Raw genomic sequence first — 24,445 nt, 5'->3', positions numbered from 1 at the left:
GAATGTTGCATATCAGGGCTGCAATCGCAGCCCTGTTTTTTGGGGTGTGAAAAGATTAATCAATTAGTTACAGCTACCAACCTGCGTCCAGGAGGAATCGCTGCCCGGAACGGATGCGGTGTACCAGTTTGCGGTATACAGGTTGCCTTTGTAGACGATCGATTGGCCTGCTTCGTTATGGGTAGGCTGCCCGCCCGCCCAGTCTTTGCTAACCCAGTTGGGGTAAACGTTGGCATTGGCGCAATCAGCGGTTGCCGGTGTGTCGGTTGTGGTCGGTTCGTCAACGGTGGTGTCAGTGGTGGTATCGGTTGACGGATCGGTTGTTGCACTGGCGGCGCTGCCCGCTTTATATGGCCAGCTTTGAATGATCGATTTTACTTTTTTACCCGACTCGGTCAGGTTTGTAGAGTCCGGATAATAGGTTGATGCCCCTTCGTTTTTATCATTCAACGCCCAGTTTGCGTTGCTGATGTTGTTGTCACGCATGAACGTTACCCAGGCGTCGGTTTCTGTCTGGTTCACTCCGCCATTGCCGTCTGCGTTAACGGTGCCCCACTCGGTGACGAAAAGCGCAATACCGTTATTTAACGCCTGACGGGCTTTATTGCGTAATGACTCACCATGGGTTCCCGCGTAGAAATGCAGCGTATAGGCGATATTCTTGGCGTTGATTGGATCGCGCGACGCTTCATCAACGTTTTGCGACCAGCTGGGCGTACCGACAATAATCAGGTTATCCGGGTCAATGGCGCGAATGGCGGAAATTACGGCTTCGGCATAAGGTTTAATGGTATTGCTCCATGAAACCTGAAGCGGCTCGTTGTAGATTTCATAAATGACATTCGGCTTGTTGCCATATTTGCGCGCCATTTCCTGAAAGAAACGAATGGCTTCACTGCGATTGTTTTCTGCAGAATGCGAGTGCCAGTCAATAATCGCATACATATCGTTGGCGATTGCGGCATCCACCACTCTTTCAACTTTGGCCTTGTTGCCAGCCGGGTCCTGCAGATAACCACCGCTTTCCTGAACGCCCATAGCGGTGCGAACAATGCTGGATTTCCAGTCTTTTTTCAGCGATGCAACAGTATCGGCTGTATAGAATTTTTCTCCGCCCCAGCCATTATTACTCCAGAATAAGCTGTTGCCGGCAAAACTTTTGGCTTTTTCACCTGCGTAGATTTTATTACCGTTAACGGATAACGGTTCAACGCTCGCCCAGGCATTACTGGAAAGACAGGCAAGGCTTAATCCAAAATAGGCACAAGATAAAAACAATTTTTTACGTAGGGCGTGTTTTTTGCTATCGATGACTGGATTGTTATCCAAATAAGAGAGCGGCATACATGAATCTCCATTTCATATGACGATGTGTCAGTGTTAACTGTAAATAGAATAGGCGATTGGTTTTATTCTATTCAGTCGGTGTGTTCATCAATATTGCAATACTTGCACATGATGAAACTCTCTAGTTTATAGTGGATTTTCTACAGTAGGTCCAGATACCTGATTCATTCTCGGAATTTTCAATACGCCCTCTACCGATGATGTTGATTATCATAGTGAATGCGTTATCGTGTTATTTCCCTGATGATGCTCAGTGGTTTCCTAATACCTTCGCCGGAAGGAATAATTTCGCGATATAAGTCGATGAAAAAAGAGTCGTTGCGTTGTTTTATTAATGACTGGCGAGGAAGAGGAGGAAGGCCGCAGCAGTGATAATAAGCCTCACCGCTGCGGTAGCAGGTGAATTACACGCCCAGTTTTTTGTGGTACTCGGCGCGGGTTTTTTTCAGTTCATCCGTAGCGGCTTTGGCTTCCTGCAGTTTGCCTGCATCAACCAGCGCGATAGCCGCGTCGATTTGTTTGAGCAGTTTCTCCAGACCTTCGTTAAACACCGCACTATTCGGGCTTTTATTGAAATCCGGGTCTGCTTTGGCCTTGGTCGCATGGGCCTTCATGTTTAGTAGATCGGCTTTCAGCGTGGCGGCATCATTGGCGCTGGAAGCGCTTTTGTAGCTCTTCGCCATGGCGCCCATTTCGTCTTTGACGGCGGCCTGGCTGGCGAACGGCAGGGCTACAGTAGACGCTGCGATTGCCAGACCGATAGCCATAATTGTTTTTTTCATTGCTCACTCCTGTTAGTTAGCCAGATGGCGGGGTTTATACCCTTATTAGTTTTTGGCAGTATTCACGACCCAATATGCATGGTCAAATGGATTTTATATTTCAGGATAATGATAATTATTTAAAATAAAGGGAAACGTGACATTTCCTTAGTCAAATGATTAGCTGCTGTGATGATTTTATTCTTATTGAAATATTGAAAGCCGCATCCCTAAATACGTTTGTGGGGATGCGGATTTTCTTACCTGTCCTGGTTAACCGAGGGTTTATAGCGCCATAACCATTTGCCGCTGATCATTCGCTGATAAAACAGCGCGCCACGGACGATCCAGTCGAGAAACATCCCCATCCAGACGCCGATCACCCCAAATCCCAGCATGATGCCTAGAATATAACCGGCGATAACCCGGCACCCCCACATGCCAGCCAGCGCGACCCACATAGTATAGCTGGCGTCTTTGGCTCCCTTCAGGCCGGCGGGCAGTACCCAGGATGCGGCCCATATCGGCATGAACAACGCGTTCAGCCAGATCAACTGTTTAACTACGGTAATGACATCAGGTTCGTTGGTGTACATGGAAGCCATCAATCCGGCGGTAGGCACAGAAAACAATGCCAGTGCGCACAGACCAACGTTGGAAAGCCAGAAGATATACTTCAGTTGCCGTTCCGGTTGCATGCGTTGCCCTTTACCCAGACGCGACCCGACAATGATGGTAGCGGTTGATCCCAGGGCGTTACCTGGCAGGTTAATCAGCGCGGCGATAGAAAAGGCAATAAAATTGCCGGCGATGACCTCGGTCCCCATGCCGGCGACAAAGCGCTGGGTGATCAATTTCCCCACGTTAAACATAACCGATTCGATGCTGGCTGGAATGCCGATACTGAGCACTTCATAGAGAATCGTGGTGGTGAACGGCGCGAAGTAGCTCTGAAACGGGATGCGCAGCGCGCCGTTGAAGCCTTTGGTCAGGGCGAGTACGACACATAATGCGCCCAGATAGCGAGAGAGCGTGATCCCCAGACCTGCGCCGATGAACCCCACGCCTTGCCATGAGGCCACGCCGTAAATCAACACGCCGCTGAGCAGAATATTCAGGATATTCATCCCAATATTGATGATCATCGGCAAGCGGGTGTTGCCGGCGCCGCGTAACGCGCCGCAACCGACCAGCGTGATGGCCAGCGCCGGGTAACCCCAGACGGTAAGGCGCAGGAATGTCAGCGCCAGTGATTTCACGGCCGGTTCGGCATTATAAGCAATCAGGTCGATGATGGTTTGACCGGCAAACTCCACCAGTCCCACCAGCAGCAGGGAGATCAGCACCAATAATGAGATCGATTGCCGTGCGGCTTGTCGGGCCTGTTTGCGATTGCGTTGACCAAGACTGAACGCCACCACGACGGCCGTCCCCAGCGCGACTGCAGTGAAAAACGCAATAATCAGCATGTTGAAGCTGTCCGCTAACCCTACGGCGGCCATGGCTTCTTTACCAAGCCAACTAACCAGAAAGGTGCTGAATATCCCCATCAGCACCACGCACAGCCCTTCGATAAAAATGGGAACCGCTAATGGCGTAATTTCACGCCAGAACAGGACCCGATTGGAATGACGCTTTTTGTACCAGGAGGTGCTTCTCAGTGTACTCAACAGCTGTTTGGCTGTATTCAAAATCATGTTACCTATCTTCGTATCACAGGCAGAAGGAGGACAAATGTTGCGCGCTTTTTTCATCACGAACCGCGGGATGAGTGTGTATCGCGTCTAAGCCGGGCAATAACCGTCAGGCATAAGCCGAGGTCCGACAGGCCTTGCGTTATCGCGTGAACATGGCGGTTGAATTGCATGTTCATAAAACTATTCACCGTGGTGATTATAAAAGTATGTTGGGCAAGGTGGAGCCGGAGATATCAGAAAAACAGCAATTCAGATGAAACGATGTTTTAAAAGTGTGCAGCGATATATTCATCTGTTAATGGCGTAAACGTAGCGCTGATGTACCAGATATAGCGGTAGATAAAACTGAGATATTCCCTATTCGTCCGGATATTTACGCTATATATATTCCTTATGGTTTCCATTCCTTATAAAGGTCGTACCATGTCTAAATACTCTTTTTCTGTGCTGGCGATGCTGCTGGCTACCTCTGTTTTTTCGGTTTCGGTGCCGGTATCGGCGGAGCCAGGTGGTAAAGGGCCGGGCAATGGCGGACCCGATTATCAATGGCAACGCGATAACCCTCACCAGCAGGGTGGGCATCCGGGTCCGGCTCGGTCATCTATGCCCGATAATGGCGGACGATCGCCGGATCATAATCGTTTCTCCTATAATGATGCGCGGCGTCTTGCCGTCGATCATGGCTTCACCGGCTATCGCGGGCTTCCCCCCGGCGTAGCGAAGAATCTGGCCAGGGGGAAACCACTGCCGCCGGGGATTGCACGTCGTGCCGTACCGCCGGAAATGTTGCGCGGGTTGCCGTCTTACCCAGGGTATGAGTGGCAGATTGTCGGTAAAGACTTGGTATTGATTGCGCTCAGCACGGCGGTGGTGACCACCATTATCAATGGCGTGTTTGACTGATGGCCGCGTCTGGCGCGTGAAATGGAAATAAAAGAAAAGCGATGTTCAGTCATATCATCCTCGGTGCCCGGGATATCGACCTTATGGTCCGCTTCTATGCCGCTATTCTGGGTGAGCTTGGGTTTGTCCCGGTTGAGGAGGAGCCGGGAGGCCCGGCGGGGCAAGGGTGGCATATCCCGGGGCGACGCTGGCCGCAGTTCTATGTTCAGGTTCCGCTAAATGGTTTGCCGGCAACCTGGGGAAATGGGGTGCAGGTCAGCTTCGCCGTCAGTTCGCCGCAGGCTGTGCGTCACGTTTGGGAAACCGCGTTATCGCTGGGAGGCGGCGACGAAGGCGCGCCAGGGCTTCGCGCGCACTATGCCCTTGACTATTATGGCGCTTACTGCCGTGACCCGGAGGGAAACAAGCTGTGTTTTGTCTATACCCCTGAGTTTGACAATACCGTCGGTGGATTGGCATAAGTGTTTTCGTATGGGCCGGATGACAAGGCTGGAGCGAAGAGGAAGAGGTGGGCGATTGAACGTAAATGATGTGGTGACGGTAAAGACCGATGGCGAAGTGCGCAGAGAAGGGGTCATTCTGGCTGTGGAACCGTTTCAGGAAGGGACCATGTACCTGATCGCGCTGGAGGATTATCCCGAGGGGATCTGGTTCTTCAACGAGCTTAGCAGCCCGGAAGGGGTCTTTGTCGAACCGCGTCAACCTGCGGACAAATAATGCGGGCAAATAAACAGGCCGATACAGTTATCTGCATCTATCTGCATCGGCCTAATACATCAGAAGGTTTCCCAGTTATCGCTGCCGGGTTTAGCGCTGGAAGACGAACCCAGCCCGGCGGTTGACGTAGCCAGCAGTGGCTTCTGCGCAAGAGGGGCCTGAGCGTAAGCCTTATCCTGATGGCCGGTGAGTTTGAAGGCGGATACCGCGCGGGTCAGCACCATCGCCTGTTCTTCGAGCGATGCGGCGGCGGCAGAGGCCTGCTGCACCAGCGCGGCGTTTTGTTGCGTGACGCTATCCATCTCGGAAATCGCCTGTCCAACCTGAGTAATGCCACGGCTTTGTTCGTCGGAGGCTGAAGCGATTTCATTCATAATGTCGGTCACGCTGCTCACGGCCTGAACGATTTCGTGCATGGTTTGACCCGCCTTGTCTACCAGTTCTGAACCGCTATGAACCAGCGAAACTGACTCGGAGATCAGACCCTCAATCTCCTTGGCGGCCTGGGCGCTACGCTGTGCCAGGCTGCGCACTTCTCCTGCTACCACCGCGAATCCCCGGCCTTGTTCGCCGGCACGAGCCGCTTCTACCGCGGCGTTCAACGCCAGGATGTTGGTCTGAAAGGCAATGCTGTTGATCACGTTGGTGATTTCAGAAATTTTGCGTGAGCTGCCGGAAATGCTGTTCATGGTGTTAACCACATTTTCGACGATGTCGCCTCCTTGTTTCGCCTTGCCGGAGGCATTCGAGGCTAGCTGGCTGGCATGGTGCGCGTTGTCGGAGTTCTGTTTTACGGTTGCGGTCAACTGTTCCATGCTGGCGGCGGTCTCTTCAATCGCTGCGGCTTGTTGCTCGGTGCGGGAGGAGAGGTCGCTGTTGCCAGCTGTGATTTCAGTGGTTCCCTGATAAATGGAGTCTGCGCTGTCGCGCACGGTGGAAACCGTATGTACCAGCGATTCCTGCATCTGCTGGATATTCTGGCCCAAAATACCGATTTCGTTCTTACCATAGACTTCGTTGGGCTGGGTCAGATCGCCATGAGCAATGCGCTGAATGCGTTGCACCAGGCGGTTCATCGGCTTAATCAGCGTACCGCGCAGGAACAGGAAGGTCAGTAGGGTCATGGCGATGGCAATGGCGAAGCTGACGGCCATCAACGTATAACCCATCATGGCCTGATATTGCGCATTGCTATTAAGCGCCTTGGCACGTTCGGTACGAAAGGCAATCGCTTTCAGCAACGGTTTATTGTAGGCCTCGTCCAGTACCCGGACCTCTTCCGATTCGTGCGTCAATATTTCTTCGAAATAACCATCTTTCGCTGCCTTAAGCATCGGCATGATGCCTTTTTCGACGTAATCGTTATAGGCCTTATTCAGTTCCGGCTCCAGTGCCAGATCCGTGTCGGTTTTGACGGCACGGTTCTCATACACTTTGAAGGCGTCTTTCGACGAGGCAATGCGCTGTTCCGCCTGTTTCAGGTTGTTATTGAATACTTCCGTGTCTCCAACACGAACGGCGGCGCCAGCCTGGATTATGAGCAGACGGGCGGTTCTGAGATGGTTGGAACTGTTTGACAGCCCGAGGCGGACGTCAATTTCCTGAGTAACGTAATCCAGGCTCTGATTGGCGCGCACCAAAAAATAAGCTGGCGGTGCCGATGGCCAGGGCGAATAACAGCATGATCCCGCCCAGAATGATGACAAATAACGGCACCAGTCCAAGATTACCCAATATGCCGGTTTTACCCTGTTGTTCAGACTTTGACATCATTTTCATATCCATTCGCTCATTTTCAGGAAAAATATATGTACATCAACCGTACTACGCGCAGGTGTAGTTTGGGTGTTTTTTGTTTCTGGAAACAGCTGTGTGGCGATCCTTACTCAAATACCAACATAATCTAACATCGGCATATAATGTGAAACATTCATGAATTTCAATGCGATGTCGATCACGAATCTGGCGGCAGAGGTATATCAGATCCTGTTATTTATATATTTCAATTATTAGGCAATTAATCAGCGTGACGGATGTCTAAAAACGGGAAGGCGCGTACCCGAAATGGCATACGCGCATGACGTACGAACTGATGTATTCATTTAATCAGGAACGGTGTTTTAATAACTTTGACGCAAAATCCGGTGGGCGGCGGCGCGGTCAATATCCTGGTGTTCCCCCTGCGGCAACAAATGAAATTTGTCCAGATTCGCCAAAATATCGTCAATGGCGGATTCGGACAGGTTGTAGTCGCGCATGCGGGTTTTTACCCCCATGGACTCAAAGAAATCTCGTGTTTTCTCGATAGCCAGTGAAATCAGGCTATCCTCATCCGCCGCGGTAAGATTCCATACCCGGAGGGCGTACTGCACCAGCTTGTCATGCTTTGTGCGCCGCTGCACATCAAGCAAGGCAGGCAGAAGAACCGCCAGCGTTTGCGCATGGTCCAGTCCGAAAAGCGATGTTAACTGGTGACCGATACGGTGCGTTGCCCAGTCCTGCGGTACGCCGGCGCCGATCAACCCGTTGAGGGCCAGCGTGGCGCTCCAGGTAAGCGTCGCGCGAACATCATAGCTTTCCGGTGTCTGTATGGCTTTGGGGCCTTCTTCTATTAAGGTCAGCAGTAACCCTTCTGCAAACCGATCCTGCACTTTGCCGTAGACCGGATAGGTCAGATACTGTTCCAGTACGTGCACAAATGCATCCACTACGCCATTAGCGACCTGACGCGATGGCAAAGTGTAGGATTTCCGTGGATCGAGAACCGCGAATTTGGGAAATAACAGTGGGTGACTATAGCCGGCTTTGGCGCCGGATTGCTTGTGGGATACCACGGCTGTGGCGTTCATTTCCGAGCCGGTCGCCGGTAATGTCATTACGCACCCGAACGGCAAAGCAGACTGGATTGGCGCCCTGGCAAGCCAGGTATTCCAGATATCATCCTGTGTGCTTGCGGCGGCGATGAATTTTGTTCCGTCAACCACCGAGCCGCCGCATATCGCCAGCAAAAAGTCAATCTTGTTGGCTTTCACGACATCGACGGCGCGCATCAACGTCGCATATTGAGGGTTGGGTTCGATACCGCCAAATTCGAAGCAGGTATAATGGTCGATTAATGTCTGTCGGATTTCATCCAGTGTGCCGTATTTTCTGGCGCTGTCTCCGCCATAAGTTATTAGTATGCGGGCATTTTCTGGAATGTATTTGACAATCTCAGTCAGTTTTCTTGGCCCAAACAGGATTCTTGTCGGGTTGAAATACTCAAAATCCAGCATGAAAATGGCTCCTGTGTTTCGTTATATCGACATAAAATACACGAACGAAATAGTAACTTAAGTAATAAAATTAGAAATATTAATGTAAATCAAAGTGGTTGTAGAGTCGCGGTTTAATCTGATAAGCAGCTGTGGTGTTTTTTTTCTTTTAAAATCAGTTAATTGATTTTATGGTTTCGGGCGAAATTCTATTGTGGGGAGTTTTTTTCTCCTGTTGTGATCATATTGTGTTCAGGAAAATTTCACTGCGGGGTAAAAATCAGTGAAATATTATGTTTCGCCTCTTTCATTTTTGTGACTAAGGTCACATAATTATCAAAATGCTTATATGCCTGCGTTGTATGAGTTAGGCCGAAGGCGGTACAGTGGCGGAGGATTAGGATTAATCCTACGTTCTATGTTGGACGCAATACAGAGAAAGGATGAGCCTGGCGTTATGAAGAGATGGAACCTCAGACGCATCAATGTTGATGCTGTATTTTTCGTCATATTAGAAGATTATAAAGTAGTAGAATTATCTGGCACCGATAGTTTTCATGCCACCTATGGAGAGTGATTGTTTAGCGGGTGAGCAGTCTATCACCTAACTTATGTTTGAAACATAGTCTGTCGGGATGGGAATATGGGTACCTCTGAATTGCTCAAGCACATTTATGACATCAATTTGTCTTATTTGTTACTGGCTCAGCGATTAATAAATGACGAAAAAGCATCAGCAATGTTTCGGTTGGGTATCAATGAAGAAATGGCCGAAGCATTGATGCAGATGACTTTGCCGCAAATGGTAAAGCTCGCTGAAACCAATCAGTTAATATGTCATTTCCGCTTCAGTGATCACAATACGATTAAGTTATTAACACAAGAATCCCGGGTTGACGATCTGCAACAGATCCATACCGGTATTTTGTTGTCGAGTCATTTATTACAAGAGCTGTCTTCAAAAGAAGAAGGCTTGCCTAAGAAAAGGGCATAATGATGGCGGAAAAAAGTATTGTTCAGGAAGCTAAGGATATCCAGCTGGCGATGGAGCTCATTTCACTGGGCGCGCGTCTGCAGATGCTGGAAAGCGAGACGCAATTAAGTCGCGGTCGCTTGATCAAGCTGTATAAAGAATTGCGAGGTAGCCCTCCGCCGAAAGGAATGCTGCCGTTTTCTACCGACTGGTTCATGACATGGGAACAGAATATTCATTCTTCCATGTTCTATAACGCCTATCTGTTTTTGCTCAAAAATGGACAATGCACCGGCGTCGAGGCGGTAATCAAGGCTTATCGCCTTTACCTCGAACAATGTGCTCCCCAAAGCGATGTGCCTTTGCTGGCGTTGACCCGCGCCTGGACATTGGTCCGTTTTGTGGATAGCGGCATGTTGCAACTGTCCGCATGTAATTGCTGCAAGGGAATGTTTATTACCCATGCGCACCAGCCCAAGAATAGTTTTGTCTGCAGTTTATGCCAGCCACCCTCCAGAGCAGTAAAAAGACGTAAACTTTCGCCGAGCGTTGCCGATATCATACCTCAACTGCTGGACGAACAGGTTAAACATGCAGTCTGAGCCTGATGGCGATTTTGTGGTTCTGTCATCGCGTGTTCATTGCCCGATGGCAGTATTCCCTCCAAATAAGTCGTTGGTAAGACTGCATTTATAACTCTCTCCGCCACCCTTTTACTATCTATAAGGAATTCTTGTGCTGGTTATATTGGGTTATCTTGTCACTATAGGCTCCATACTTGGCGGTTATCTTATCGTGGGTGGCGAGTTGGGGGCGTTGTATCAGCCTTCGGAACTGTTGATTATTGGTGGTGCGGCTGCTGGTGCGTTTATTGTTGGTAACAACGGCAAAGCGATCAAGGCGACGCTGAAAGCGCTTCCCACGCTGTTGAAAGGCTCCCAATATACGAAAGCCGTATACATGGATCTGATGGCGGTATTATTCCGGCTGATGGCCAAGTCCCGTCAGCAGGGGATGCTCTCACTGGAGTTTGATATCGACAACCCAAAAGAGAGTGAGATTTTCTCCAATTATCCCCGCATCCTTTCTGATGACTATATCGTAGAATTCGTCACGGATTATTTGCGACTGATGGTTAGTGGCAACATGAATGCGTTTGAAATCGAAACGCTGATGGATGAAGAGATCGAAACTGTCGAGCATGAAGTCGAAGTGCCGGCCACCAGTCTGAACCTGATGGGGGATGGCTTGCCCGCATTCGGTATCGTGGCGGCGGTCATGGGGGTTGTGCATTCACTGGCGTTTGTCGATCGCCCTGCCGCAGAGCTGGGGATGATGATCGCCCATGCGATGGTGGGGACGTTCCTGGGTATTTTGCTGGCTTATGGCTTCGTGTCGCCGCTGGCGTCGCTGTTACGCCAGAAGAACTCGGAAAAGATCAAGGTCCTTCAGTGCATCAAGGTGACGCTGTTATCCAGCCTGAATGGTTATGCGCCGCAGATTGCTGTTGAATTCGGTCGTAAAACCCTTTACTCAACAGTGCGTCCTTCGTTTACCGAAATGGAAGAGCATATTCGTAATGTGAAGGCACCGGCACAGCAGGCATCGGAAAATGACGCATGAAACACCAGCATCCCATTATCCGCAAAAAACGTAAATCGGGGCATGCCGCTCATCATGGTGGTTCATGGAAGATTGCTTACGCCGACTTCATGACTGCTATGATGGCTCTCTTTCTGGTCATGTGGCTGATCGCCATTTCCTCACCTTCCCAGTTGGCTCAGATTGCCGAATATTTCCGCACACCATTGAAAATTGCCATTACCTCTGGTCCGAAGATGAGTGATGCCTCCAACCCCATTCCGGGCGGTGGTTCGGATCCCACTCAGCAAGAAGGCGATGTAAAGCGGCAGATTGACACCATGGACGGCCGTCTTGAGGAAATCAAACTGAACAAACTGCGGGAGCGGCTCGATCAGTTGATTGAGGCTGATCCCCGTCTTAAAGCGTTACGTCCGCACCTGTTGATTGAAATGGTGGATGAAGGACTACGTATTCAAATTATCGACAGCAACAATCGCCCAATGTTTAAAACCGGCAGCGCCCAGGTTGAGCCGTACATGAGCGATATTTTGCGAGCTATCGCGCCAATTTTGAATGATATTCCTAATAAAATCAGTTTATCGGGCCATACTGATGATGCTCAGTATGCGATGGGGGAGCGGGGCTACAGTAACTGGGAATTGTCGGCCGATCGCGCTAATGCTTCCCGGCGTGAACTGATTATAGGTGGACTGGCTGAAGGTAAGGTTCTGCGCGTAGTTGGTATGGCCGACACGATGAATCTAAAGCAGGCGAAGGGCGGCAGCGATGCCATCAACCGGCGTATCAGTCTGGTTGTCCTTAACAAGCAGGCGCAGGAAAACATTGAGCGTGAAAATGCTGAAAGCAGCGCAGTAAACATTGATAAAATAGAAAATTTACAAAACATGGGGATGGATAAGGCCAAACCTGCTACCGCGCCTGCCGATAACGGTAACAGTACGGCTGCACCACAACCCGAAACCAATGGGACGCCTGTATCTGGCTCAACTGTGGCTCCTGCTCAGGCACCGGCAACGACGGCGCCGGCATCGGGGGCGAATGGCGCGTCGACGACAGGACGTCGGCAGCCTACTACAGCTTTGCCCGCAGCACCTGATAGCCAGGCGACACCTTCTTCAACAAGCCGCGATTCACAGCAGAGGTGACCCACGTGAGCATGGACATGAGTGCTTTTTATCAAACATTCTTTGATGAAGCAGATGAATTGTTGGCGGACATGGAGCAGCATTTATTGCAACTTGATCCGTTAGCGCCCGATACGGAACAGATGAATGCCATATTTCGCGCTGCTCACTCGATTAAAGGGGGCGCGGGAACGTTCGGTTTCAAGGTATTGCAAGAAACCACACACATATTAGAAAACCTGTTGGATGGTGCCAGGCGCGGTGAAATGCGATTGAGCACTGATATTATCAACCTGTTTTTGGAAACCAAAGATATCATGCAGGATCAGTTGGATGCTTACAAAACCGCGCAAGAGCCCAACGCCGAAAGCTTTGAGTATATCTGCCAGGCTCTGCGCCAGCTTGCTCTGGAGTCCAAAGAAGATGGTGCTGCCGGAGCTGTCCCTGTCAAGGTAGCGGCTGAACAACCGGTTTCCGCGACCCCTGCACCGGCTTCCGCCGGCGGTCATTCGGGATTGCGTATTGCCCTTACCAATCTGAAAGAGTCGGATATTCCCCAGTTGCTTGAGGAACTGGGAAATCTGGGTACGGTGAAGGATACGGCGCAGACTAGCACTAGTGTTGAACTAACGCTGGATACGTCAGCCAGTGAAGATGACATCAGCGCTGTGCTGTGTTTTGTGCTGGAGCCGGACCAAATCAACTTCAAATCTGTCGCTGAGGCGGCGCCAGCCGACGCGGCACCACCCGTTGCACCGGTCGAATCTGCGCCTGCTGCGCCCGTTCAGCCTGTTGCGCCAGTGGCGTCTGCACCGACGGCCAAACCGGCAGGCGGCAATGACGCGGCCAAAGGCAGACAAAAAACTGGTGATACCAGTATTCGTGTGGCGGTGGAAAAAGTTGACCAGCTCATTAACCTGGTTGGTGAGCTGGTGATTACTCAGTCGATGCTGGCTCAGCGTTCCAGTGCTCTGGATCCGGTCGCTCATGGCGACCTGCTTAATAGCATGGGGCAGTTAGAACGCAATGCGCGTGACTTGCAAGAGTCCGTGATGTCCATCCGTATGATGCCGATGGAATATGTATTCAGCCGTTTCCCGCGTCTGGTTCGCGACCTGGCCGCCAAGCTGGGCAAAGAAGTTGAACTGACCCAGTTGGGGAGTTCAACCGAGCTGGATAAGAGTCTGATCGAACGCATTATTGACCCGTTGACGCACCTTGTGCGTAACAGTCTCGACCATGGTATCGAATCACCGGAAAAACGTATTGAAGCGGGCAAGTCGGCCGTGGGCAACCTGACGTTGTCTGCGGAACATCAGGGCGGCAATATCTGTATCGAAGTAATTGACGACGGCGCCGGTCTGAATCGCGAACGTATCCTGGCCAAAGCCCTATCTCAGGGGATGGCGGTAAGCGATAGCATGACTGATGAAGAAGTCGGCATGCTGATTTTTGCTCCCGGCTTTTCTACTGCTGAGAAAGTGACAGATGTGTCGGGCCGTGGCGTTGGCATGGATGTGGTGAAACGGAATATTCAGGAGATGGGTGGGCATGTTGAAATTCATTTCGTGAAAGGGAAAGGAACCACCATCCGCATTCTTCTGCCGTTGACGCTGGCGATCCTGGATGGGATGTCGGTCAAGGTCAATAATGAAGTATTTATCCTGCCGCTTAACGCGGTCATGGAGTCCTCGCAGCCGCAGGCCGAGGATTTGTATCCTCTGGCGGGTGGGGAGCGTGTGCTGCAGGTTCGTGGCGAATATCTGCCACTGGTTGAGCTGTATCAGGTGTTCGATGTCGCCGGAGCAAAAACGGATGCCACTCAGGGTATCGTTGTTATCCTGCAGAGTGCCGGTCGTCGTTATGCCTTGCTGGTTGACCAGTTGATTGGTCAGCATCAGGTTGTTGTGAAAAACCTGGAAAGCAATTATCGCAAGGTGCCAGGCGTTTCAGCCGCAACTATTTTGGGTGATGGTAGCGTAGCGCTGATTGTGGATGTTTCTGCGTTGCAGGCGCTTTATCGGGAAAAGCGTGTGGTTGAAACCGCAGCTTAACAGCAAATTACAGCTATAGATTAAAGGTGAGAAACATGACTGGACTTGCAAATGTCACAAAATTAGCAGGCGAGACAGTAGGTCAGGAATTTTTGATTTTCACGCTGGGTGACGAAGAGTACGGCGTGGATATTTTGAAGGTTCAAGAGATTCGCGGTTACGATCAAGTCACTCGCATTGCCAACACGCCTAGCTTTATTAAAGGCGTTACCAATCTTCGCGGCGTCATTGTGCCGATTGTCGATTTGCGCATTAAATTCATGCAGCAGGAAGTCGACTATGATGACAATACGGTCGTCATTGTTTTGAATTTGGGGCAGCGTGTCGTGGGTATTGTGGTTGATGGCGTGTCTGACGTGTTGTCACTGACTGCCGATCAAATTCGTCCGGCGCCGGAGTTTGCGGTGACCCTGTCGACGGAATATCTCACCGGTCTGGGTTCTCTGGGCGAACGTATGCTGATTCTGGTTGATATTGAGAAACTACTCAGCAGCGAGGAAATGGCGTTGGTTGACAGCGTCATGAAGGTTTAATAAACCAGCCATATTGGGCCACTTCGGTGGCCCATGTCATTTGATACCCTCAATCTCTGGAATTCAAAAGTTATAGAGATGCTCAAGCATCAGTGATCGTTGTTATTAAGGCTTAATATGCTGAATCGTGTAAAAGTTGTTACCGGGCTCGTTATTGTTCTTGGACTATTCATTGCTCTTCAAATCATTTCTGGTGGGTTATTTTTTAATGCACTGAAGTCGGATAGAGATATCTTCACGACAACGCGAATTATTAATCAGCAGAAATCAGAACTGGAATCTACCTGGTCTTATTTATTGCAGACGCGCAACACGTTAAACCGTGCCGGAACGCGTTATGCCATGGACGCATCAGGCGGCGCTTCTGGCGGCGTGTCAGCCAAGGAACTGATTGAACTGGCGAAAAAACAGCTGGTTATCGCTAATACTCACTTCGCCAACTATGAAAAAATCCCTTATACCAATCAGCAGGATCCGGCTGTAGCTCAAGTGGTGAAAGATAATTACACCGTATTGAACAGCGCATTAAGTGATCTGATTGTTTTTATTTCCAATGGCAAGCTGAAGGAGTTTTTTGATCAGCCGACCCAAAGTTTCCAGGACAAGTTCGAGAAGGCCTATTATTCTTACAAAGAATCTTACGACAAAGTCTATGCCAATGCCGTGGAGGAAAATAATTCGGCTTATTCGACGGCATTATGGCTGCTGATATCGGTAGCGATACTGGTTGTCGTGATGGCGCTGCTCGTCTGGCTGGGTATCAACCGTTCGCTTATTCAGCCATTGACTAATCTTATCGAACATATCCGACATATGGCGAAAGGCGACCTGACTACCCGGATTGATTTCCATGGCACGAACGAAATGGGGATCCTGGCCGATAGCCTGCGTCACATGCAGACTGAGTTCTTTACGACGGTCAGCGCGGTTCGTCAGGGGGCAGAAGCCATTTATACCGGTGCATCGGAAATCAGCGCCGGCAATAGTGACTTGTCCTCAAGAACCGAACAGCAGGCTGCCGCGCTGGAGGAAACCGCAGCCAGCATGGAACAGTTGACATCCACCGTGAAGCAGAACGCCGAAAATGCGCGTCAGGCAAGTCAACTGGCGTTGAGCGCCTCTGAAACAGCGCAGAAAGGCGGTAAGGTTGTCGATAACGTGGTGAAAACCATGCATAACATTGCCGGTAGTTCGCAGAAGATTGCTGATATCACCAGCGTGATCGACGGTATCGCTTTTCAGACCAATATCCTGGCGCTGAACGCTGCTGTCGAAGCGGCCAGAGCCGGGGAGCAGGGAAGAGGCTTTGCTGTTGTGGCAGGAGAGGTACGTAATCTGGCACAACGAAGCGCTCAAGCGGCAAAAGAGATTAAATCTCTGATTGAGGATTCGGTAAATCGGGTTGAAGAAGGCTCTGTACTGGTTGAAAGTGCGGGTGAAACCATGGGCGAGATCGTTGGTGCCGTTACACGCGTTACTGACATCATGGGGGAAATTGCTTCGGCGTCTGAGGAGCAAAGCCGCGGTATCGATCAGGTTGGCCTGGCGGTAACCGAGATGGACCGAGTGACCCAACAGAATGCTTCGCTGGTGGAAGAGTCGGCTTCTGCGGCGCACGCGCTTGAAGAGCAGGTTCGGGTGCTGAATCAGGCGGTGGCCGTATTCCGGTTGTCAGACAACGCGATGGCTGGACGCCCAACTGCGATTGCCTCGCGGGCGCCGGTCGCGAAACCAGTTCTTCTGGCAACGTCGGCTTCTGCAGAAAAAGAGCAAAAGGCCAGAACCAGTAAAACCACCGAGAACTGGGAAACCTTTTAATCGCTGAGTCGGATGGGCCAGGTTATCGGCCCATCCGATAAATAGACAAGCAATAATGAAAACTTATCCTGAGCAACAATAACAATGCTGAGCATAGATTTTCATCTGATGATTTTTACAGCTTTCTTTTTTCTTACTAATGAAAGCTGCATCACGGAACAAAAAAATGGCAGGGAGACGCTATATTGGATGATGTTTACTTAAGATATTTTTAAGGGATTCTGTGCCTTAATGTTATGCAGGCGGTATTGATACGGCTGCGGTTTTGAGACAAAGGTTGCAGTTTTAATTTTTGTTACCGTTATGACGCTTCTTTAGTTAAAGAAAGGTTTAATACGGCCGATTGATATAAGTAATGCCAACTGTATGGGCATATTTTAACGGGATTCTGAACGTGGTTGCTAGTCAGATACGGGTCGGCAGCGCTCAGGAGCGAATGGTGACTATATGCATATGGTGACAATATAGAGTGGCATTACTTTTCGGTGAGCAATCTTCACGGTGAACAATGCCGAAAAGGCATCAATGTAAACCATCGCATGATTACCGCCATTAATCCGTCGGAGAAGGGCTGATGAAAGCACGCTTCCCGCTGGTATTATGGATGGTACCCGGTTCATCGTATAAGAAGATGCCGGAGATTAAAGCATGAGACCTGTAATAGCTATAATGGGAAGTCTGATTGGAAAACAATAAAATCATCTATCCATTTTCGGGCGGTCAGATATGAAAAATACACCATCGCCAAATCGTTCAGGTTCTACATCTATTTTAAGTCAGATGGTTGAACGGTTGCCGCTGTCTGATGTTCATTTTCGAAGAATCAGCCAGCTTATCTATCAGCGTGCTGGCATCGTGCTGGCTGACCATAAACGTGAAATGGTCTATAACCGCCTGGTCAGACGGTTGCGCTTACTGGGAATCAACGATTTTGGCCAGTACCTTGCTTTGCTGGAGTCGGATCCGAACAGTGCTGAATGGCAGGCATTTATTAATGCGTTAACGACCAATCTGACCGCGTTTTTTCGTGAGGCACACCATTTCCCCATTCTTGCCGAGCACGCACGCAAGCGGCCTGGCGGATACAGCATCTGGTGTACTGCCGCGTCTACGGGAGAAGAACCCTATTCACTGGCGATGACCCTTGCTGAAGTCTATGGTGACCGTGCCAGTAACTGTCAGATCATAGCCAGCGATATTGATACACAGGTTTTAGAGAAAGCGTCTGCCGGCATTTACCGGCAGGAGGATCTGCGTTCGCTTTCTCCACAGCAGATGCAGCGTTTCTTTTTACGGGGAACCGGGCCGCACAGCGGGCTGGTCCGCGTGCGGCCGGATCTGGCGAACATGATACATTTTCAGCAAGTGAATCTGTTGGCTCCCGAGTGGTCTCTGCCAGCGCCTTTTGATGCGATTTTTTGTCGTAACGTAATGATTTATTTTGATAAAGAGACTCAAGAGCGCATTTTACGTCGTTTTGTTCCGCTGCTTAAACCGGGCGGATTATTGTTTGCCGGGCATTCAGAGAACTTCAGTCAGATCAGTCGGGAATTTTACCTGCGCGGGCAGACTGTTTATGGGCTGGCTAAGGAAAGATAATGAGCAAAATAAAAGTATTATGTGTTGATGATTCTGCGTTAATGCGTCAGATCATGACCGAAATCATTAATAGTCATCCCGATATGGAGGTGGTTGCCACTGCACCTGATCCTTTAGTGGCTCGTGATTTAATCAAGAAGTTCAATCCGCAGGTGTTGACGCTCGACGTGGAAATGCCGCGCATGGATGGCCTTGATTTTCTTGAAAAATTAATGCGACTCCGTCCGATGCCAGTGGTAATGGTGTCTTCGCTGACCGGCAAAGGTTCGGAAATTACTTTGCGGGCGCTTGAGCTCGGGGCGATCGATTTTGTGACCAAGCCTCAGTTAGGTATTCGCGAAGGAATGTTGGCATACAGTGAGCTGATTGCGGAAAAGATCCGTATGGCTGCCAAGGCACGTTTGCCCCAGCGCAACGCGGCGCCGGCGCCTACGGTGCTGATTCCCAGCACACCGTTGCTCAGTAGTGAAAAGCTGATCGCGATTGGCGCCTCAACCGGCGGCACCGAGGCGATCAGGCATGTCTTGCAGCCGTTGCCGCCGACCAGCCCGGCGTTGCTGATTACTCAGCATATGCCGCCGGGATTTACCAAATCTTTCGCTGAGCGGTTGAATAAACTGTGCCAGATTACAGTGAAAGAGGCCGAAGACGGTGAGCGTGTCCTGCCAGGGCATGCGTATATCGCGCCGGGTGCCCGCCACCTTGAACTGGCGCGTAGCGGTGCGAACTATCAGGTGAAATTGCATGATGGCCCGCCGGTTAATCGCCATCGTCCTTCTGTTGACGTACTGTTCCACTCTGTTGCACAGTACGCCGGGCGAAATGCGGTAGGAGTAATCCTAACCGGCATGGGAAATGATGGGGCCGCGGGAATGCTGGAGCTTCATAAAGCGGGAGCGTATACGATCGCGCAAAATGAAGCCAGCTGTGTGGTATTCGGTATGCCGCGAGAGGCTATTGCACTCGGTGGTGTCGATGAGGTGGTGGATTTGCACCAGGTGAGTCAGCGGATGCTGGCACAAGTTTCTGCCGGACAGGCATTACGTATATAGCAGCTCCGGGTGAGCAATAATATTAGGAGTAGGTATGGCTGATAAAGAACTCAGATTTTTAGTAGTGGATGATTTTTCGACGATGCGTCGTATTGTTCGAAATCTACTAAAAGAGCTGGGCTTCAACAATGTGGAAGAAGCGGAAGATGGCGCTGATGCTCTGAACAAGCTCCGTTCGGGCGGTTTCGATTTTGTCATTTCTGACTGGAATATGCCTAATATGGACGGACTTGAGCTGTTACAGGCTATCCGTGCCGATGGTGCGCTTTCCAAGCTTCCCGTACTGATGGTAACCGCTGAGGCAAAGAAAGAGAATATTATTGCTGCAGCACAGGCTGGTGCCAGTGGTTATGTTGTTAAACCGTTTACTGCCGCTACGCTTGAAGAAAAACTGAGTAAGATTTTCGAAAAGCTTGGTATGTAAGGAGATGCCATGAATCCACATCCGATGCCCATTAACGATCATGCGTCTGCCACAGAGATTATTTCTCGTATCGGGCAATTGACACGCATGCTGCGTGACAGCCTGAAAGAGCTTGGTTTAGATCAGGCGATCACTGAAGCGGCGGAAGCGATTCCTGACGCTCGCGATCGTCTTGATTATGTAGTCCAGATGACCGCGCAGGCGGCAGAGCGTGCATTGAGTTGTGTTGAAGCAGCTCAACCGCGTCAGAATCAACTGGAAGAAGAGTCTAAATCCCTGAAGGTTCGCTGGGATCAGTGGTTTGAAAATCCGATTGAACTGTCGGAGGCGCGTGAGTTGGTTACCGATACGCGTAACTACCTCGAATCCGTCCCGGACCATACTGCGTTTACCAATGCGCAGTTGCTGGAAATCATGATGGCTCAGGATTTCCAGGATTTAACCGGACAAGTGATTAAGCGCATGATGGATGTTGTCCAGGAAATCGAAAAACAACTGCTGATGGTCTTGCTGGAAAACATTCCGGAAAAACCGTCTGAAACCCGTCGTGCGAATGAAGGCCTGCTTAATGGGCCCCAGGTTGATAAAACCGCTGCAGGTATTGTTTCTAACCAGGATCAGGTTGATGACCTGTTGGATAGCCTGGGTTTCTGATTTTCCCCCGACACCCATTGCATCCGTATGAGTGGGCATCGTGGCGTAAGGTATGTGGATGTTTACGATCGGGCGTGTCTCGATCGTAAATTCCTGCGCCCCGTCTTATGCAATAAAATAAATAGCCGCTTATTTTCTCCTTTTTTCTACCCATCGCGATTTGCCGGATTTGTCATGCTAGCGGTGTATAACTTTATGTCGGCGAGCATTAACAGGAGCGGCTGTAGTGGCAGACGATAGCGATCTGGAGAAAACAGAAGCTCCCACCCCCCAACGAACGGAAAAAGCTCGAGAAGAAGGTCAGATCCCCCGATCGCGAGAATTGACGTCGGTGCTTATGTTGATCGCCGGCCTGGCGATTTTGTGGGGCAGCGGCTCCGGCATGGCTGCCAGGTTGACGGATATGATGGCCAAAGGATTGATCTTTGACCATAACTTCATCAGTGATGAGCGGTTAATCATTTCCCATGTCGGCTCGCTGATCGAGCAGGCGGTGATGGCGCTTGTTCCCATCTTATTCGGTCTGGTGCTGGTTGCCCTGGCTGCGCCGGTATTGCTGGGGGGACTGATTTTTAGCACCAAGGCGATCAGCTTCGATTTTGGTAAAATGAATCCGCTATCGGGGTTGAAACGTATGTTTTCAACTCATGTATTGGCCGAATTATTTAAAGCCATCCTCAAAGCCGTCATTGTCGGCTGCATTACTTTCTGGTTTCTCAAGCACAACTGGAATAGCATGCTGCACCTTGTGTCAGAGCCATTGGGGAGCGCGATAAAAGATGCGCTGAACATTGCTTTCCTGTGCTGCTTTTGGGTGATTCTGGGGCTGTTTCCCATGGTGGCTTTTGACGTGGGCTGGCAGATATGGAGCCATATTAAGCGGCTGCGTATGAGCAAGCAGGAAATTCGCGACGAATACAAAGAACATGAAGGGGATCCGCATGTCAAAGGCCGTGTTCGTCAACAGCAGCGTGCGATGGCCCAGCGCCGAATGATGGCGGATGTGCCGAAAGCGGATGTGATTGTTACCAACCCGACCCACTATGCCGTTGCACTAAAGTATGATGAGAAAAAAATGCATGCGCCCAAGGTGCTGGCAAAAGGCGCCGATCAGATAGCGCTGCGCATTCGTGAACTGGGGTCAGAGCATCGTATCCCGATTCTGGAAGCACCACCGCTGGCGCGAGCCCTTTACCGCCATACTGAGATCGGGCATCACATTCCTACCGGACTATATGCGGCGGTTGCTGAAGTGCTTTCCTGGGTCTACCAGCTCAAGCGCTGGAAACGTGAAGGCGGTTTGATACCGCGTAAACCTAAAAACTTACCTGTGCCGGATGCACTGGATTTTTCTAAAGAGAAAACAACCGATGGCTAATCTGGCCTCTTTGCTTCGCCTACCAGGCAATATGAAAGGTTCACAATGGCAGATTTTGGCAGGACCTGTTCTGATATTGCTCATCTTGTCGATGATGGTTCTGCCGTTGCCACCGTTTGTTCTGGACTTGCTGTTTACGTTCAACATCGCACTGTCCATCATGGTGCTGCTGGTCGCCATGTTTACCCAGCGCACACTCGATTTTGCCGCCTTTCCCACCATCCTGCTGTTTTCCACGCTGTTGCGTCTGTCGCTCAACGTGGCATCGACACGTGTCATTCTGATGGATGGGCATACCGGCGCCGGCGCCGCCGGACGTGTGGTTGAAGCATTCGGCCATTTCCTGGTCGGCGGCAACTTCGCTATCGGTATTGTGGTGTTCATTATCCTGGTGCTGATCAACTTTATGGTTATCACGAAGGGTGCTGGCCGTATCGCTGAGGTGGGCGCGCGCTTTACGTTGGACGGTATGCCGGGTAAGCAAATGGCCATCGATGCCGACCTGAATGCCGGGTTGATCGGTGAAGATGAAGCCAAGAAGCGGCGTTCTGAAGTAACCCAGGAGGCGGATTTCTACGGCTCTATGGATGGTGCCAGTAAGTTCGTGCGAGGTGACGCCGTCGCCGGGCTGATGATTATGGCTATCAACATCATTGGTGGGCTGCTGGTAGGGGTAGTTCAGCATGATATGGTGCTGGGGCAGGCGGTTGAGAACTACACGCTGTTGACCATCGGTGATGGTCTGGTGGCGCAAATCCCTGCTCTGGTGATTTCAACCGCGGCCGGTGTGATCGTGACTCGCGTCAGTACCGATCAGGATGTTGGCCAGCAGATGGTGACTCAGCTGTTCAATAACCCGCGCGTCATGATCCTGAGCGCCGGGGTGTTGGGGCTGATCGGTTTGGTCCCCGGCATGCCTAACTTTGTTTTCCTGCTTTTCACCGGCGCGTTGTTAGGGTTGGCCTGGTGGATGAAGAAAGGAGAAAGCAAAGCGGAGTTTGCGGCGAATGAAGCGGCGGCTACGGCACCTGCTGCACCGCAGGTGGTGGAGGCCAGTTGGTCTGATGTACAACTGGAAGATCCGCTTGGCATGGAAGTAGGGTACCGCCTGATTCCGATGGTCGACTTTCAGCAAAATGGCGAGTTGCTCGGGCGTATTCGTAGTATCAGAAAGAAATTTGCTCAGGAAATGGGCTTTCTGCCCCCGGTGGTGCACATTCGGGACAATCTGGATCTGCAACCGGCCAGCTATCGTATCCTGATGAAAGGGGTTGAGATCGGCAGCGGAGAAGCCCATCCGGGGCGCTGGATGGCGATTAACCCCGGCAATGCGGTAGGCACCTTGCCAGGGGATTTGACGAAAGACCCCGCTTTTGGCTTGCCTGCGATCTGGATTGAAAGTGCGCTGAAAGAGCAGGCGCAAACACAGGGGTACACCGTGGTTGAGGCCAGCACGGTCGTGGCTACGCACCTGAATCATTTACTCAGTCTGCATGCCAGTGAGTTGTTCGGTCGCCAGGAAGCGCAGCAATTGATGGACCGTGTGTCTCAGGAAATGCCGAAGCTGACCGAAGACTTTATTCCGGGCGTGGTGACCTTAACGACCCTGCACAAGGTGCTGCAGAATCTGTTGAGCGAACAGGTTTCGATTCGGGACATGCGCACGGTTATTGAAACACTGGCCGAACAGGCACCGGTGCAAACCGATCCCTATGAACTGACTACCGCGGTGCGTATTGCGCTGGGGCGGGCTATCACGCAACAGTGGTTCCCGGGCGATACGGAACTGCAGGTGATTGGCCTTGATAGTGCGCTGGAGCGTCTGTTGCTACAGGCGCTTCAGGGCGGCGGTGGACTGGAACCTGGATTGAGCGACAGATTGCTGGAGCAGGCAAAACAGGCATTACAACGACAGGAAATGCTGGGAGCACCGCCGGTGTTGCTGGTTAACCACGCACTGCGCGGATTATTGTCACGTTTTCTGCGCCGCAGTCTGCCGCAAATTGCGGTATTGTCGAACCTTGAGATCAGCGATAGCCGGCAGATCAGAATGACGTCGATGATTGGTGAGTCTTCCTGATGAAGAAAGTGTTGATAGCCGGTTTTATTAGTTTAGCGGCAGGGGCGTTTTCATTCAGCGCCCACGCTCAACAAGGCGGGTGGAATACAAACCTGACCGGGCCATCATTTCAATACAAGGGGGCGCTGGCTTCTTCGCCGGCGCTACTTCCTCCCTCGGGATTGGGCGTAACGGCAGCCCAGTCCGTGACGGTAATCTACTGGCGATACCAACTGAAATCTCCGGCCCCGATAGATCTTGCCGTCAAGCTTTGCGCTGCTAATCGTTGCGTCAATCTGGATGGCGCCAGCGGGCAAACCTACGGATTGCAGGGCGTACCTGCCAACAGCGAGTTTAGGATGTTGTTCTATGTACCCGGAAGCGGGCGGATGGTTACGTCGGTGGATGTGGCATCCAATGAAATATCGGTGAACTATAAATAGTGCATTACGATGATATGCACTGGCATTTCTACGACTAGATATGTGAGTAA

Annotated in this window: 21 protein-coding genes and 1 pseudogene; 17 read left to right on the top strand and 5 right to left on the bottom strand. The window is 50.8% G+C overall.

The annotated features are described in order from the left end of the window. Window positions 1–63: 63 nt before the first annotated feature. The 3 genes from DDA898_RS13945 to DDA898_RS13935 form a co-directional block, all read right to left on the bottom strand. Complete coding sequence (locus DDA898_RS13945; RefSeq protein WP_038911483.1) at window positions 64–1,344, bottom strand: cellulase family glycosylhydrolase; 1,281 nt, start codon at window positions 1,342–1,344, stop codon at window positions 64–66. A 407-nt stretch (window positions 1,345–1,751) separates the two neighbouring features. Further along, window positions 1,752–2,129 carry a cytochrome b562 gene (locus tag DDA898_RS13940; protein WP_013318536.1) on the bottom strand — a complete coding sequence of 126 codons (378 nt, stop codon included), beginning with the start codon at window positions 2,127–2,129 and terminating at the stop codon, window positions 1,752–1,754. Between the two features lie 239 nt (window positions 2,130–2,368). Continuing rightward, the gene (locus DDA898_RS13935) at window positions 2,369–3,805 is read right to left on the bottom strand and encodes an EmmdR/YeeO family multidrug/toxin efflux MATE transporter (RefSeq protein WP_038911481.1); all 1,437 of its coding nucleotides are present in this window, start codon (window positions 3,803–3,805) and stop codon (window positions 2,369–2,371) included. A 423-nt stretch (window positions 3,806–4,228) separates the two neighbouring features. Here DDA898_RS13935 and DDA898_RS13930 point away from each other — a divergent pair, with 423 nt between their 5' ends. Genes DDA898_RS13930 through dsrB form a run of 3 tightly spaced genes read left to right on the top strand, consistent with a single transcriptional unit; the run spans window position 4,229 to window position 5,425 of the window. After that, a complete protein-coding gene (locus DDA898_RS13930) occupies window positions 4,229–4,708 on the top strand; it encodes an anti-virulence regulator CigR family protein (protein WP_038912581.1) in 480 nt (159 codons plus the stop codon). Between the two features lie 41 nt (window positions 4,709–4,749). Continuing rightward, window positions 4,750–5,169: a VOC family protein gene (locus DDA898_RS13925; protein ID WP_038911480.1), complete on the top strand. Its 420-nt coding sequence runs from the start codon at window positions 4,750–4,752 to the stop codon at window positions 5,167–5,169. 55 nt (window positions 5,170–5,224) lie between these two features. Beyond that, window positions 5,225–5,425 carry a protein DsrB gene (dsrB, locus tag DDA898_RS13920; RefSeq protein WP_013318532.1) on the top strand — a complete coding sequence of 67 codons (201 nt, stop codon included), beginning with the start codon at window positions 5,225–5,227 and terminating at the stop codon, window positions 5,423–5,425. A 59-nt stretch (window positions 5,426–5,484) separates the two neighbouring features. On the opposite strand, the pseudogene DDA898_RS13915 reads toward dsrB, so the two are convergent. After that, a pseudogene (locus DDA898_RS13915) lies at window positions 5,485–7,210 on the bottom strand (methyl-accepting chemotaxis protein). A gap of 335 nt (window positions 7,211–7,545) precedes the next feature. Beyond that, complete coding sequence (locus tag DDA898_RS13910) at window positions 7,546–8,700, bottom strand: iron-containing alcohol dehydrogenase (protein WP_038911479.1); 1,155 nt, start codon at window positions 8,698–8,700, stop codon at window positions 7,546–7,548. 622 nt (window positions 8,701–9,322) lie between these two features. Between DDA898_RS13910 and flhD the strand changes: the two genes are divergently transcribed. The 14 genes from flhD to DDA898_RS13840 all read left to right on the top strand — a co-directional run bounded on the left by flhD (window position 9,323) and on the right by DDA898_RS13840 (window position 24,395). Then, window positions 9,323–9,673: a flagellar transcriptional regulator FlhD gene (gene flhD, locus DDA898_RS13905; RefSeq protein ID WP_013318528.1), complete on the top strand. Its 351-nt coding sequence runs from the start codon at window positions 9,323–9,325 to the stop codon at window positions 9,671–9,673. A gap of 2 nt (window positions 9,674–9,675) precedes the next feature. Then, the gene (gene flhC / locus DDA898_RS13900) at window positions 9,676–10,254 is read left to right on the top strand and encodes a flagellar transcriptional regulator FlhC (RefSeq protein ID WP_013318527.1); all 579 of its coding nucleotides are present in this window, start codon (window positions 9,676–9,678) and stop codon (window positions 10,252–10,254) included. Window positions 10,255–10,387: 133 nt separating this feature from the next. Then, a complete protein-coding gene (gene motA, locus DDA898_RS13895) occupies window positions 10,388–11,275 on the top strand; it encodes a flagellar motor stator protein MotA (RefSeq protein WP_013318526.1) in 888 nt (295 codons plus the stop codon). Next, window positions 11,272–12,402: a flagellar motor protein MotB gene (motB, locus tag DDA898_RS13890; RefSeq protein ID WP_038911478.1), complete on the top strand. Its 1,131-nt coding sequence runs from the start codon at window positions 11,272–11,274 to the stop codon at window positions 12,400–12,402. Before motA ends, motB begins: the two co-directional genes overlap by 4 nt. Before the next feature lie 17 nt (window positions 12,403–12,419). Next, complete coding sequence (gene cheA / locus DDA898_RS13885) at window positions 12,420–14,435, top strand: chemotaxis protein CheA (RefSeq protein ID WP_171850361.1); 2,016 nt, start codon at window positions 12,420–12,422, stop codon at window positions 14,433–14,435. 35 nt (window positions 14,436–14,470) lie between these two features. Next, a complete protein-coding gene (gene cheW, locus DDA898_RS13880) occupies window positions 14,471–14,968 on the top strand; it encodes a chemotaxis protein CheW (RefSeq protein WP_013318523.1) in 498 nt (165 codons plus the stop codon). A 117-nt stretch (window positions 14,969–15,085) separates the two neighbouring features. Beyond that, entirely contained in the window at window positions 15,086–16,786 is a 1,701-nt protein-coding gene (locus DDA898_RS13875) for a methyl-accepting chemotaxis protein (RefSeq protein ID WP_038901555.1), read from the top strand. Between the two features lie 726 nt (window positions 16,787–17,512). After that, window positions 17,513–18,385, top strand: a complete 873-nt coding sequence (cheR, locus tag DDA898_RS13870) for a protein-glutamate O-methyltransferase CheR (RefSeq protein ID WP_013318521.1) — start codon at window positions 17,513–17,515, stop codon at window positions 18,383–18,385. Beyond that, complete coding sequence (locus tag DDA898_RS13865; protein ID WP_013318520.1) at window positions 18,385–19,437, top strand: protein-glutamate methylesterase/protein-glutamine glutaminase; 1,053 nt, start codon at window positions 18,385–18,387, stop codon at window positions 19,435–19,437. Before cheR ends, DDA898_RS13865 begins: the two co-directional genes overlap by 1 nt. Before the next feature lie 34 nt (window positions 19,438–19,471). Beyond that, on the top strand, window positions 19,472–19,861 hold the full coding sequence (cheY, locus tag DDA898_RS13860) for a chemotaxis response regulator CheY (RefSeq protein WP_012884205.1): 390 nt from the start codon (window positions 19,472–19,474) through the stop codon (window positions 19,859–19,861). Between the two features lie 9 nt (window positions 19,862–19,870). Further along, on the top strand, window positions 19,871–20,515 hold the full coding sequence (gene cheZ, locus DDA898_RS13855) for a protein phosphatase CheZ (RefSeq protein WP_013318518.1): 645 nt from the start codon (window positions 19,871–19,873) through the stop codon (window positions 20,513–20,515). Window positions 20,516–20,741: 226 nt separating this feature from the next. After that, window positions 20,742–21,893 carry a flagellar biosynthesis protein FlhB gene (flhB, locus tag DDA898_RS13850; protein WP_013318516.1) on the top strand — a complete coding sequence of 384 codons (1,152 nt, stop codon included), beginning with the start codon at window positions 20,742–20,744 and terminating at the stop codon, window positions 21,891–21,893. Then, window positions 21,886–23,973, top strand: coding sequence for a flagellar biosynthesis protein FlhA (gene flhA / locus DDA898_RS13845; RefSeq protein WP_013318515.1), 2,088 nt, complete (start codon window positions 21,886–21,888; stop codon window positions 23,971–23,973). Before flhB ends, flhA begins: the two co-directional genes overlap by 8 nt. Then, window positions 23,973–24,395: a flagellar protein FlhE gene (locus DDA898_RS13840; RefSeq protein ID WP_013318514.1), complete on the top strand. Its 423-nt coding sequence runs from the start codon at window positions 23,973–23,975 to the stop codon at window positions 24,393–24,395. The genes flhA and DDA898_RS13840 overlap by 1 nt, the downstream gene beginning before the upstream one ends. The last annotated feature ends 50 nt before the right edge of the window (window positions 24,396–24,445 follow it).

It is taken from the genome of Dickeya dadantii NCPPB 898, assembly GCF_000406145.1.
Classification (GTDB): Bacteria; Pseudomonadota; Gammaproteobacteria; order Enterobacterales; family Enterobacteriaceae; genus Dickeya; species Dickeya dadantii.
The sequence above is the reverse complement of the archived record's forward strand: the minus strand, read 5'-3'. Positions and strand labels throughout refer to the sequence as shown.

Bases quoted from the DNA above. Each gene is read 5' to 3' on its own strand.
- DDA898_RS13840 (WP_013318514.1), top strand. From the start codon at position 23,973: ATGAAGAAAGTGTTGATAGCCGGTTTTATTAGTTTAGCGGCAGGGGCG.
- flhD (WP_013318528.1), top strand. From the start codon at position 9,323: ATGGGTACCTCTGAATTGCTCAAGCACATTTATGACATCAATTTGTCT.
- motB (WP_038911478.1), top strand. From the start codon at position 11,272: ATGAAACACCAGCATCCCATTATCCGCAAAAAACGTAAATCGGGGCAT.
- DDA898_RS13925 (WP_038911480.1), top strand. From the start codon at position 4,750: ATGTTCAGTCATATCATCCTCGGTGCCCGGGATATCGACCTTATGGTC.
- flhC (WP_013318527.1), top strand. From the start codon at position 9,676: ATGGCGGAAAAAAGTATTGTTCAGGAAGCTAAGGATATCCAGCTGGCG.
- DDA898_RS13945 (WP_038911483.1), bottom strand. From the start codon at position 1,344: ATGCCGCTCTCTTATTTGGATAACAATCCAGTCATCGATAGCAAAAAA.
- flhA (WP_013318515.1), top strand. From the start codon at position 21,886: ATGGCTAATCTGGCCTCTTTGCTTCGCCTACCAGGCAATATGAAAGGT.
- DDA898_RS13930 (WP_038912581.1), top strand. From the start codon at position 4,229: ATGTCTAAATACTCTTTTTCTGTGCTGGCGATGCTGCTGGCTACCTCT.
- DDA898_RS13875 (WP_038901555.1), top strand. From the start codon at position 15,086: ATGCTGAATCGTGTAAAAGTTGTTACCGGGCTCGTTATTGTTCTTGGA.
- cheR (WP_013318521.1), top strand. From the start codon at position 17,513: ATGAAAAATACACCATCGCCAAATCGTTCAGGTTCTACATCTATTTTA.
- DDA898_RS13940 (WP_013318536.1), bottom strand. From the start codon at position 2,129: ATGAAAAAAACAATTATGGCTATCGGTCTGGCAATCGCAGCGTCTACT.
- DDA898_RS13935 (WP_038911481.1), bottom strand. From the start codon at position 3,805: ATGATTTTGAATACAGCCAAACAGCTGTTGAGTACACTGAGAAGCACC.
- cheA (WP_171850361.1), top strand. From the start codon at position 12,420: ATGAGTGCTTTTTATCAAACATTCTTTGATGAAGCAGATGAATTGTTG.
- cheY (WP_012884205.1), top strand. From the start codon at position 19,472: ATGGCTGATAAAGAACTCAGATTTTTAGTAGTGGATGATTTTTCGACG.
- DDA898_RS13910 (WP_038911479.1), bottom strand. From the start codon at position 8,700: ATGCTGGATTTTGAGTATTTCAACCCGACAAGAATCCTGTTTGGGCCA.
- DDA898_RS13865 (WP_013318520.1), top strand. From the start codon at position 18,385: ATGAGCAAAATAAAAGTATTATGTGTTGATGATTCTGCGTTAATGCGT.
- cheZ (WP_013318518.1), top strand. From the start codon at position 19,871: ATGAATCCACATCCGATGCCCATTAACGATCATGCGTCTGCCACAGAG.
- cheW (WP_013318523.1), top strand. From the start codon at position 14,471: ATGACTGGACTTGCAAATGTCACAAAATTAGCAGGCGAGACAGTAGGT.